This is a genomic window from Thiomicrorhabdus aquaedulcis, from assembly GCF_004001325.1.
Lineage (GTDB): Bacteria > Pseudomonadota > Gammaproteobacteria > Thiomicrospirales > Thiomicrospiraceae > Thiomicrorhabdus > Thiomicrorhabdus aquaedulcis.
Map to the genome: position 1 here is coordinate 1,759,119 of NZ_AP018722.1, position 12,385 is coordinate 1,771,503.

4 protein-coding genes, 2 tRNA genes, 2 rRNA genes and 1 pseudogene are annotated in these 12,385 nt (G+C 46.6%); 1 reads left to right on the forward strand and 8 read right to left on the reverse strand.

All coding sequences use genetic code 11. The features are described 5' to 3' along the window. Nucleotides 1-88: 88 nt before the first annotated feature. From EP181_RS08020 to EP181_RS08055, 8 genes and pseudogenes are all read right to left on the reverse strand, one after another. Nucleotides 89-2,951: ribosomal RNA gene (locus tag EP181_RS08020) — 23S ribosomal RNA — on the reverse strand. Between the two features lie 412 nt (nucleotides 2,952-3,363). After that, nucleotides 3,364-3,439 (reverse strand) — tRNA-Ala (locus EP181_RS08025). A 4-nt stretch (nucleotides 3,440-3,443) separates the two neighbouring features. After that, nucleotides 3,444-3,520, reverse strand: a tRNA-Ile gene (locus tag EP181_RS08030). Between the two features lie 77 nt (nucleotides 3,521-3,597). Further along, nucleotides 3,598-5,143, reverse strand: a 16S ribosomal RNA gene (locus tag EP181_RS08035). The 16S and 23S rRNA genes sit together here with 2 tRNA genes alongside, the layout of an rRNA operon. 583 nt (nucleotides 5,144-5,726) lie before the next feature. Next, nucleotides 5,727-8,198: a YhdP family phospholipid transporter gene (locus EP181_RS08040; RefSeq protein WP_476718459.1), complete on the reverse strand. Its 2,472-nt coding sequence runs from the start codon at nucleotides 8,196-8,198 to the stop codon at nucleotides 5,727-5,729. Further along, the gene (locus tag EP181_RS08045; RefSeq protein WP_127471179.1) at nucleotides 8,189-9,562 is read right to left on the reverse strand and encodes a hypothetical protein; all 1,374 of its coding nucleotides are present in this window, start codon (nucleotides 9,560-9,562) and stop codon (nucleotides 8,189-8,191) included. Before EP181_RS08045 ends, EP181_RS08040 begins: the two co-directional genes overlap by 10 nt. A 102-nt stretch (nucleotides 9,563-9,664) precedes the next feature. Beyond that, nucleotides 9,665-11,136, reverse strand: a pseudogene (gene rng, locus EP181_RS08050) (ribonuclease G). An 11-nt stretch (nucleotides 11,137-11,147) separates the two neighbouring features. Continuing rightward, nucleotides 11,148-11,783 (reverse strand): Maf family protein, encoded by a 636-nt coding sequence (locus EP181_RS08055; RefSeq protein ID WP_127471180.1) that lies wholly within the window; start codon nucleotides 11,781-11,783, stop codon nucleotides 11,148-11,150. 167 nt (nucleotides 11,784-11,950) lie between these two features. Between EP181_RS08055 and EP181_RS08060 the strand changes: the two genes are divergently transcribed. Next, the gene (locus EP181_RS08060) at nucleotides 11,951-12,367 is read left to right on the forward strand and encodes a hypothetical protein (RefSeq protein WP_127471181.1); all 417 of its coding nucleotides are present in this window, start codon (nucleotides 11,951-11,953) and stop codon (nucleotides 12,365-12,367) included. Nucleotides 12,368-12,385 lie beyond the last annotated feature (18 nt).

Consider the following 12,385-nt stretch of genomic DNA (forward strand, 5'->3'; position numbering starts at 1 on the left):
GGAGTAGATGCTCTCACATCCACCCTCTTACTGTTATTGATCATACTCAAGTGCGTATACCACAACTTCAAAGTCACTTTTGAGTTGTATAGTTAAGCCTCACGGGTAATTAGTACAAGTTAGCTTCATACATTACTGCACTTCCACACCTTGCCTATCAACGTCGTAGTCTCCAACGGCCCTTTAGAAGACTTATAGTCTAGGGAAAACTTATCTTGAGGCAGGTTTCCCGCTTAGATGCTTTCAGCGGTTATCCCTTCCGAACGTAGCTACCGGGCAATGCCATTGGCATGACAACCCGAACACCAGCGGTTCGTCCACTCCGGTCCTCTCGTACTAGGAGCAGCCCCTCTCAATTTTCCAACGCCCACGGCAGATAGGGACCGAACTGTCTCACGACGTTCTAAACCCAGCTCGCGTACCACTTTAAATGGCGAACAGCCATACCCTTGGGACCGACTTCAGCCCCAGGATGTGATGAGCCGACATCGAGGTGCCAAACACCGCCGTCGATATGAACTCTTGGGCGGTATCAGCCTGTTATCCCCGGAGTACCTTTTATCCGTTGAGCGATGGCCCTTCCACACAGAACCACCGGATCACTAGAACCTGCTTTCGCACCTGCTCGACGTGTCAGTCTCGCAGTCAAGCACCCTTTTACTCTTGCGCTCATTGCACGATGTCCGACCGTGCTGAGGGTACCTTCGCGCTCCTCCGTTACTCTTTAGGAGGAGACCGCCCCAGTCAAACTACCCACCATACACTGTCCCTGAGCAGGATTCACTGCTCTAGGTTAGAACCTCAACAATACCAGGGTGGTATTTCAAGGACGGCTCCACAAAAACTGGCGTTTCTGCTTCATAGCCTCCCACCTATCCTACACAGATAGTGTCAAAGTCCAGTGCAAAGCTGTAGTAAAGGTTCACGGGGTCTTTCCGTCTAGCCGCGGGTACGCAGCATCTTAACTGCGATTTCAATTTCGCTGAGTCTCGGGTGGAGACAGTGTGGCCATCATTACGCCATTCGTGCAGGTCGGAACTTACCCGACAAGGAATTTCGCTACCTTAGGACCGTTATAGTTACGGCCGCCGTTTACCGGGGCTTCGATCAAGAGCTTCGCTTGCGCTAACCCCATCAATTAACCTTCCGGCACCGGGCAGGCGTCACACCGTATACGTCATCTTTCGATTTTGCACAGTGCTATGTTTTTAGTAAACAGTTGCAGCCACCTGGTCTCTGCAACCCCCACTAGCTATTGGAGCAAGTCCTTTCACCGGCAGGGGCACACCTTCTCCCGAAGTTACGGTGTTATTTTGCCTAGTTCCTTCACCCGAGTTCTCTCAAGCGCCTTAGAATTCTCATCCTGACCACCTGTGTTGGTTTGGGGTACGATTCTCTATAACCTGAAGCTTAGAAGCTTTTCTTGGAAGCATGGCATCAATTACTTCGTCCAAAAGAGGACTCGTCATCAATTCTCAGTATTAAGAGCCCGGATTTGCCTAAGCTCTCTACCTACAATCTTAAACCAGGACAACCATCGCCTGGATAATCTAGCCTTCTCCGTCCCTCCATCGCAGTTATAAAAAGTGCAGGAATATTAACCTGCTTCCCATCGACTACGCTTCTCAGCCTCGCCTTAGGGGTCGACTAACCCTACGTCGATTAACGTTGCGTAGGAAACCTTGGTCTTTCGGCGAGGGAGCTTTTCACTCCCTTTATCGCTACTCATGTCAGCATTCGCACTCGTGATACCTCCAGGACACTTTCCAATGCCCCTTCGCAGGCTTACACGACGCTCCTCTACCATGCACTATGTGCATCCGCATCTTCGGTATATTACTTAGCCCCGTTAAATCTTCGGCGCAGGCCGACTCGATCAGTGAGCTATTACGCTTTCTTTAAAGGGTGGCTGCTTCTAAGCCAACCTCCTGACTGTCTAAGCCTTCCCACATCCTTTCCCACTGAGTAATATTTAGGGACCTTAGATGGCGGTCTGGGTTGTTTCCCTCTTGACTACGGACGTTAGCACCCGCAGTCTGTCTCCCATGATTGCACTTCTAGGTATTCGGAGTTTGCAATGGGCTGCTAATCCTTGACGGACCGCTAGACCATAACAGTGCTCTACCCCCTAGAGTGATACATGAGGCACTACCTAAATAGTTTTCGAGGAGAACCAGCTATCTCCGGGCTTGATTAGCCTTTCACTCCGATCCACAACTCATCCCCGCATTTTTCAACATACGTGGGTTCGGTCCTCCAGTACCTGTTACGGCACCTTCAACCTGGCCATGGATAGATCGCCCGGTTTCGGGTCTACACCATGCAACTAAACGCCCATTTAAGACTCGGTTTCCCTACGGCTCCCCTATTCGGTTAACCTCGCTACATAATGTAAGTCGCTGACCCATTATACAAAAGGTACGCAGTCACAGAACAAGTCTGCTCCTACTGCTTGTACGTACACGGTTTCAGGTTCTATTTCACTCCCCTTTAGGGGTTCTTTTCGCCTTTCCCTCACGGTACTGGTTCACTATCGGTCGGTAGAGAGTATTTAGCCTTGGAGGGTGGTCCCCCCATCTTCAAGCAGGATTTCTCGTGTCCCGCTCTACTCGTTTTCACTGATAAAAGAATTTTGTGTACGGGACTATCACCCTGTATCGTCAGACTTTCCAGACTGTTCTACTATTCTTATGTCAGCTTAAGGGCTGGTCCCCGTTCGCTCGCCGCTACTTAGGGAATCTCGGTTGATTTCTTTTCCTCAGGTTACTTAGATGTTTCAGTTCTCCTGGTTAGCCTCCCCTAAGGGATATCCTTTACGGATGGGTTTTCCCATTCGGAAATCCACGGATCAAAGCTTGTTTACTAGCTCCCCGTGGCTTATCGCAAGTTACTACGTCCTTCATCGCCTTCTACCGCCTAGGCATCCACCGTGTACGCTTAATCACTTAACTATACAACTCAAAAGTAACCTATTGGTTTGTCTTGTCCTTTTGTTTTGAACTCGCGCCCAAACAAGACCTTTTAAGTGCATACGCAACTAAGATTCTTCGCTGTCATGATATACGCTTGAGTATTCTCAATAATATATGTATGTTTTTACCTTTTACTTGGAGATCCAGGTTATTAACGTATTAATAACCTTTCTCTCCAGCATTTGCTACAAGCCGCTGGAAGGGCGACTTGCAACCCTTTTATGACATCTTGTCGGCGTCATAAAAGGTTCTCTTATGTTAAGGTTTAATTAACATTCGAGATCTATTCCAAATTTTTAAAGAACTTTAAGTACACTATCTTTCAGTACGAATACTGGCCAATACGACTTTTAATACACTCTGTCTAAACAGAATTTATTAAACGTAATATTGGTGGAGCTATGCGGGATCGAACCGCAGACCTCCTGCGTGCAAGGCAGGCGCTCTCCCAGCTGAGCTATAGCCCCAATATGGTGGGTCTGGGTGGATTTGAACCACCGACCTCACCCTTATCAGGGGTGCGCTCTAACCAACTGAGCTACAGACCCGGGTCGTTCATTTCTTCAGTAATTCAGAGACAATTTATGTGAAAGCTCGTCTAAGCTTGTAACCCTTGGTATATCTTAAAGGAGGTGATCCAGCCCCAGCTTCCGCTAGGGCTACCTTGTTACGACTTCACCCCAGTCATGAACCACAAAGTGGTAAGCGCCCTCCCGAAGGTTAAGCTACCTACTTCTTTTGCAATCCACTCCCATGGTGTGACGGGCGGTGTGTACAAGGCCCGGGAACGTATTCACCGCGACATTCTGATTCGCGATTACTAGCGATTCCGACTTCATGGAGTCGAGTTGCAGACTCCAATCCGGACTACGAGAAGTTTTTTGAGATTCGCGCACTGTCGCCAGTTGGCTGCTCTTTGTACTCCCCATTGTAGCACGTGTGTAGCCCATCCCATAAGGGCCATGATGACTTGACGTCGTCCCCGCCTTCCTCCGGTTTATCACCGGCAGTCTCATTAGAGTTCTCAACTAAATGGTAGCAACTAATGATAAGGGTTGCGCTCGTTGCGGGACTTAACCCAACATCTCACGACACGAGCTGACGACAGCCATGCAGCACCTGTGTTAGAGTTCCCGAAGGCACTTCTCCATCTCTGGAAAATTCTCTACATGTCAAGGGATGGTAAGGTTCTTCGCGTTGCATCGAATTAAACCACATGCTCCACCGCTTGTGCGGGCCCCCGTCAATTCCTTTGAGTTTTAATCTTGCGACCGTACTCCCCAGGCGGTCAACTTATCGCGTTAGCTTCGTTACTAATCTTTTTAATAAGACCAACAACTAGTTGACATCGTTTACGGCGTGGACTACCGGGGTATCTAATCCCGTTCGCTACCCACGCTTTCGCACCTCAGCGTCAGTTTTAGTCCAGGAAGGCGCCTTCGCCACTGATGTTCCTCCAGATATCTACGCATTTCACTGCTACACCTGGAATTCCCCTTCCCTCTACTAAACTCTAGACTAGCAGTATCAGATGCAGTTCCTAGGTTGAGCCCAGGGCTTTCACAACTGACTTACTAATCCGCCTACGCGCGCTTTACGCCCAGTAATTCCGAATAACGCTTGCACCCTCTGTATTACCGCGGCTGCTGGCACAGAGTTAGCCGGTGCTTCTTCTGAAGGTAACGTCAAACTAAGCAGGTATTAACTACTTAATCTTCCTCCCAACTGAAAGTGCTTTACAACCCGAAGGCCTTCTTCACACACGCGGTATGGCTGGATCAGACTTTCGTCCATTGTCCAATATTCCCCACTGCTGCCTCCCGTAGGAGTCTGGGCCGTGTCTCAGTCCCAGTGTGGCTGATCATCCTCTCAAACCAGCTAAAGATCGTCGCCTTGGTGAGCCATTACCTCACCAACTAGCTAATCTTACGCGGGCTCATCCTATAGCGAAACCTTTCATGAAGAGGGCTCCTTTACTCCGTAGAGCATATTCGGTATTAGCGTACGTTTCCATACGTTGTCCCCAACTATAGGGTAGATTCCCACGCGTTACTCACCCGTCCGCCACTCGTCAGCAAAATAAGTAAACTTATCTCCTGCTACCGTCCGACTTGCATGTGTTAAGCCTACCGCCAGCGTTCATTCTGAGCCAGGATCAAACTCTTCAGTTTAATCTTGCTGATATGTTTTGAGTCCATCTCTGGACTTGTTACAACTCGGAATTGACAAGATTTTTGCATGGAAGAATTTCTTCTACCTGATTTTAACTAACTTGCGTTATTTAAAATATTTACATAATTTTGTCGTTTCGAGATTTTTTATCGGGTCACTCACTTAGGGAGCTTCCACATAAATTATCTCTGAATTACCTGATTTTTAAAGAACTTAGGTCTCTTCGAGCCAGTCCGCGTTGTTCTGCGTTTCTGTCTCGGTAAGCTGCGTATTGTAAGTGGTTCGTTCTAGGTTGTCAATAATTATTTCAAACTATTTTCAAACTCTTTTCTCTTTACCAATAACATTACCGCTTCTTTCTTTCCTTTCCAACCCGCTTTTCGTTTTGCTTTTGCGTTTCGGTTGGAACGCCGCGTATTCTATCCATTTCACTCTTCAGCGCAACCCCTTTCCCTCTCTTTTTTTGCTCTTTTTGTCTTTTTCGTTTCTTTTTTGTGAATTTTTGCTCTTTCTACACCTTACTCAGGCTTTATCCACAGCTTTATGCACATTTTGCTTTGGCCTGGCCTGGTTGAATCTTCTTTATTGGCTCTTATCTGTGTTGTTTATATTAACGGGTTCTATGTTTGGTTCTTTCCACGGGCCGTTTATTTTATAGTTATAGGTAATAAGTTCTTCTGTTAATCCGGGCATTATTTTCAATATGGCGTATAACGCTAATGCGGTTACAGGGGAAGCGGCGCCGGCGAGTGCAGCGATGGTCGGCAGTGAGCCTCCTATTGTGGGTGTAACATCGGCCTGCAGATTGAATGTTTCATCGATTAAGTTCACTTCTCCAAATAATTTAACATTGGCCGCTGGGGCTTTAATAGCGAACTCTTTAAACTTAAGCAGACCAGCTTCAAGCTGGGCATTACCTTTAATGGTGTCGTACGTCATGCCTTGATGCGTAACGTCTTTTAAATCGAGCTTTAAACGCCTTGCGAGTGAATCCACGCTAAGTAAGCCTAGTAAGCGTGCAAATCCAGGTTCAATATCGGCAATCGCGCCATCGGTTAAAGTAAAATCAAGTTTAGCTTGGGCACTCTGCACCGTAAAGCAATCGGCGCTGCCGTTCCAATTAAGTTTGGTGTTTGCATTGGCTTGCTTACCGGTAAAGCCTTTTTCTAATCCTATAAAATCCGTGACCGCCTCAACATCTTGTGAGGTAAGCGAAAGGTTAAACTCACTGAGTTGATTTTGTTTGTGGTAATGGTAATTGCCTACAAATTCTCCAGCATTACTGCCAAATTGACCTTGTAGAGCGTTTACAGTTAATGAGTCTTGCGTGTCGTTAAGTTCAAAACTCAAGCGATTAATAAGCCGTTCGTTAATAAAAATATTTTGACCGCTAAAAAGAATGTTTGGCCACTGGCTTTTTGATGGCTCTGCTATACATGAAGCTTGCTTTGATTCTTGTTCTTTTGCATCAACGATAGTTTGCGTTGGTACATAAAAAGTAAAATGTTCAACGTTCATCTCTAACGTACCCAGACCTTGGGGCTTCCATAATGCATTAGCCACTATGTCGGGACTGGTTACATTGAGGTTAATATTATCTTGCGTGTCTGATTCCCACGCTACATTAAGTTGCGGGTATACCGTGTCTTTATAATGTACCTCATTAATAGAGACTGTTGAGGCTTGCCAATTTGGCCAGACAATTTCATCAGCCGACTCTAACTGAGAAGAAATAACGGCGGTATAAAAATCAAACCACTCTTTTATATTAAGTGTATGAATTATCCCAGCCATCGATAAGCCACTATTAGAGACGGGATGCGTTAACGAGAGCGGTTTAGACCCCCATTGCAAATGCCCCGACTGCAACTGATAATCTTGTTCACCAATACGCCATTGGGATTGCACATGCGCTGTTTTGGGCAATGTAGCGTTAAGGCTTAAATTATCTTCTTTGATACGCAATTCCAGTGAAAGCATTTGTTGATTAAAAGCCTGTGCGGATAAAGGAGCAGGCATTAAACTTTTAGCGGTGCTTACGTCGGCCTGAATATTTACATTAATGTCTGAAGTTGACGCATTGGACGAACCGCCAAACGGAATGAACGCTTGAGCATTCCAAGGAATCGGATGTTGAAAAACTCCGTTTTGAGTCAATTTGGCCGCGCCTGAACCGCTTAAGCGCACCACTTTATTTTTAGGGTCTGTGGTCAAATCAAAATTCGCTGGCATTCCCAACACCCGCGCGCTAAGGCGCGATGATGCCGCGCTTTTTTCATTAAACGTAAGCACACCATTTAATTGCGTAAATCTGAGCATTTCCGCCAAGTTGAATTCTGCGTTTTTAAATTCAACCTGGCCTTGCACGGTTTCGACCTGCTTATCGTAGCCTAGTACCGGCACCCAAACCTCATTTAGCTTAACGTTGACGGCACCACCAAAATTGCGTTGACCTTGTAAAAACTGGCTTAAGCCTAAGTTTTTGGCCAACGGTGAGTTTATTAAGTATTGACTGGCTTTATCCATAGGCGCGGTCACCTCGCCACTTATTTTGACGGCAATATCAGACCGGTGAAGATTATCAATATCTACCACAACATTGGTAGCCTGAAGACCATCGCCCACGGCCACTGAATCACTTTGAATATTAAGCTGATACGGGGTAAAAACAAGCTTAGCCGAAAAGTCTTGTAACATTGGCCAGGCCTGGTCAAACAGCAATTTAACCTTGTGCACTTGAGCCGTTGCCATAAAACTACCTTGACCGTTATTAAACGGAAATTGCGCTACATGGCCTTTTAACACAGCGTTGCCTTGAATAGACTCCCCACTGACCAAGCCGGTTTTAAGCCAGTCTTGCAGTGTTTGCGACATAAGTTTGTACGGTAAATACGTTTTAAGATCCGCCAGACTGTTGGCTTGAAAACCCAAATTGGCGTCTACCCACCCTTTAAAATCGGTGTTACCTTGCAATTGCAGGGCAAAATCGTCAATCTTAAACGCCGTAGGCTCAAGCTCCCACAGTTGGTTTGCAGAATTTTGATTTAAGGTAATTTTTTAGGCAAAGCCACTTTTAAGGCCGTAGCATGCACACTAGGTTCGTTTATTAGAATGGGTTCGCTGATCGTAAAGTGCATGCTCTGAGCGTCTTTTTTAACCGCTAAATTGCGAATAATCAAGCCGGGATAATGCGTGACTGGAATGTCTAAATGCAGCACATCAAATGCTAAGTAGGGTAATGATAAGGTTTGCCAATTAAGTTGGCCGTTAAGGTTTGCCAGATCAAGCTGTGCCGTTTTACCAAATAATTGGGTGACCAAATTGTTATTGGCTAAAGCCGCGACCATCACTTTAAAAGGCTCTATGTCAAAACGTTCGGTTTTAAAGTGAATATGCTCATCGTCTAACATTACTTCAATGGGCGCAAGCGAGGCGACGTAACGATTGTTAATTTGAATATTAGACAAACTAACAACCATATATTGCGATTGCGTGCTGGGGGCTTGCCAATTAAACACCAAGCCCAAACTGCCGGGTAGCACCGATTTGGATGACTGTGGCCATTGCAAAGATTGGCCATACAAATTAATAGTTACCTCAGCCAATCGTGAGCGCTTAACATGGGCGTTAACATCTATCATCAGCTCACCGCTGGGTAAAATACTGTGCCACTTTGGCGGCAACCATTGCGCGACTTGATGCGCGTTTAAGGGTTCAAACGCCGCAAGGCTTAATTGCGCTTCGGCCACTTTGCCCCATACATTAGGAATAACACGGGCTTTAATATTAAACCGTTCATGATTAAACCCAGGCGGTAAGCCCAAAGACACTTCAGCCACCACGTGCATTTGTGCGGCTTTTAGAGCTTGTAAGTGCACAATTTTAAGACTTTGACCAGGCCTGGTTGCATCGCTTAACGTTATGTTGTCAAACTTAATGCGCTTCCATAAACGGCCGACATTAAGATGCTCATAAGCACGCGTTTGCCATTGCTCTAGGCTAAAGACTGGATTCACTAAATCGGCTTGAACGGCATTGTCTTGGCTAAGACTGTCTTGAGTTGTAAGATTGGATTTTGTTTCTAAATGGCCATTTTGTATGATCAGCGCCGCGCCGTAATCTAAACTAGGCCACAACGGTGCAAAAAGGTTAATGTCACCCTTAACCAAATCCAATTTAAGCGAAAATTCAGGGCGATTGACCGTTAGATTATGTACCTGTAACTCAAACCCCAACCAATCTTGTTTGATGGTAAGCTCAGAAAAATTCACCTCACTGGCGGTTAACCACTCGACCGAAGCCACAAACGGCTCGGGCATAGATTGCGCCCACGTAATAACCGCTCGTGTAAGCAGTAAATAGACCACAAAAATGGCTAATAACACCTCTAAGAAACGGTGGGTTTTTTTGATTAACATCGTAAACTCTCAAATGTTTAACATCGCATTTAACCAGGCCTGGTCAAATATTGGGTGCTTATCCATTACGCATGACGTTTTAGCGCACAAAACATCACAGTATCACAACATGACCACATCAAACTGCTCGGCGGCGTACGTGCTTTCGGCTTGAAAACGCACACTTTTTGTAAAAACGCTTCCAACTCCGCGACGCTATTAGACTCTTCGTCCATAATGCGCGCCACCACGGTTTCGGCCGCAATAACGCGGTATTGGTCGGCGTTATACGACCGTGCCATGCGAGTAATTTCTCTAAAAATTTCATACGCCACTGTTTCAGGGGTTTTAACCGTACCGCGACCGTTACACACCGGACACAATTCACACAAAGTGTGCTCTAAACTGTCGCGAGTGCGTTTACGCGTCATTTCAACCAAGCCCAAATTAGAAATACTGCTAATCGAGGTTTTAACGCGGTCTTTGCTCAACTCTTTTTCAAGCGCGCTTAAAACGTGTTGTTGATGCTCTTTAAACTCCATGTCAATAAAGTCTAAAATGATGATTCCGCCCAAATTACGCAAGCGTAACTGGCGCGCAATGGCTTGGGTGGCTTCTAAATTAGTGCGGTAAATGGTTTCTTCTAAATTTTTATGCCCCACAAACGCGCCGGTGTTTACGTCAATGGTGGTCATCGCCTCGGTTTGGTCGATGATTAAATACCCACCCGACTTTAAATTAACGCGTTTTTCAAGCGCCGACTGAATCTCTTGCTCAATATTATACAAATCAAAAATGGGGCGTTCGCCTTGATACAGCCCCAGCCGCTCGGATAACTCCATAACATACATGTCCACAAACGTTTTCATTTTACGTAATGTTTCGGTTGAATCCACGCGAATTTTTTCAATGCGCTCCAGCGGAATATCGCGCAAAATGCGTAAATACAGCGGCAAGTCTTCATAAATAACGGTTGGCTTTCGAGCCGCTTTAGCGCGCTCTTGTACGCCGTTCCACAAACGTTGCACGTAAATCATGTCGGCGCGCATCTCATGAAAATCGACCCCTTCGGCCACGGTACGCACTATAAAGCCGCCTTCGGCCTGTTGAAACTCAGGGATTTGTTTCATCATTTCACGCAACCGATCACGCTCGGCCGAACCGTCAATTTTTTGCGACACGCCCAAGGTTTTTTCAATGGGCATGTACACCAACATACGCGATGGAATGGTGACTTGCATGGTAATTCGCGCGCCCTTACTGCCTAATGGGTCTTTGACTACTTGCACCATAATTTTTTGCCCAGGATAGAGCAATTTTGCAATGTCGTCGCATTCGTCTTGCGGATCGCGGCCCATGCTTTTTTGACAAATGTCAGACACGTGTAAAAAGGCCGCGCGATCGAGTCCAATATTAATAAACGCCGCTTGCATACCCGGCAACACGCGATCGACCTTGCCCATGTAAATATTGCCCACCAAACCGCGTTTATTGGCGCGCTCAACCCAAACTTCTTGCAAAACGCCGTTTTCGACCCACGCCACCCGGGTTTCGTTGGGGGTAACGTTGACTAAAACTTTTTCTTCATTGTGCATAGTGTGTGCCTTCATAGGTGGGTTTTGGCCGAGTTATGCGCCGTAAAATAACCCGCTTGGGTAAGCAGTGCATGCAACTCAAACAACGGCAAGCCCATCACCGCCGAATAACTGCCATTAATGTGACTGATAAACTGCGCGCCCAAGCCCTGAATCGCGTAACCGGCGGCTTTATCGGCAGGCTCGCCACTGTGCCAATACTGCGTTATTTCGGCCTCGGTTAAGCTTTTAAACGTTACGGTTGTGGTATTAAGCGCACAAAACACTTCCCCATCAAACGCCACGGCCACGGCCGACAACACCTCATGGGTTTGCCCAGACAGCTTGTTTAACATCGACGCCGCATCGGCTTGATTTTTGGGTTTACCCAGTACTTTGCCGTTAAACAACACGGCCGTGTCACCGCCCACCACCCAAATGGCTTTGCCGGCTAACTTATTAAAGCCGTCCAGCGCTTTTTCAATGGCAATGCGCTTTACATACGATTGGGGCGATTCATTGGGCAGTGCGACCTCTTCAACCGGCGCGTTAATAATTGAAAACTCTAAATTAAGTTGCGCCATCAATTCTTGACGGCGCGGCGAACTGGACGCTAAAAATAAACGGCAAGGCAAGGGATTGGCGTAGGGATTGACGTGTATTGTCATAAAATTCTGCTATTATTGGCGACCATTAACGACGATCTGCAATGGCGCGCGGGAGTTTAAGGCACATCTATTCAGCCCCACATTCTAACCGTTAATGGCGCGTTGCGCGTTGGTAAAACCCACTAAAACTCACTAGAACCAATTAAAGCCAATTTTAAGAGCACTCTATGGACATCATTCTTAGCAATCACAGCCCGGCGTTGTTAGAACAAACCTTTAACAGCGTGTATTTATACGACCACCCACTGTTTTCTTTAATGGCCGAGCGCACCGAGCTGCCGTGGTTATTGGTGATTCCCAAACAACCGCTCACCACGCGCGGTTACATCGAAGGCCTCTACGGCGAGATTTACAGTGTGATTAACGCCTTGCAAGACGCAGGATTTGGGCCGCATTTTAACATCGCCAAAATTGGCAATAAAAACCCCAACCAACACATTCACGTTATTTTTAGAGAACCGGGTGACGAAGTATGGCCAGACGCCGTTTGGTGTCACGAGCCATTGCTGACCAGCGACGACATGCCCATGCGCTTAAAAGCGGCGTTGCGTGATTTCTTTGAAGACAAACCGGCTCTAACGTGATTTAACCAGGCCTGGTCA

Coding starts and splice junctions, on each gene's coding strand:
- EP181_RS08045 (WP_127471179.1), bottom strand. CDS start 9,562: ATGTTAATCAAAAAAACCCACCGTTTCTTAGAGGTGTTATTAGCCATT.
- EP181_RS08055 (WP_127471180.1), bottom strand. CDS start 11,783: ATGACAATACACGTCAATCCCTACGCCAATCCCTTGCCTTGCCGTTTA.
- EP181_RS08060 (WP_127471181.1), top strand. CDS start 11,951: ATGGACATCATTCTTAGCAATCACAGCCCGGCGTTGTTAGAACAAACC.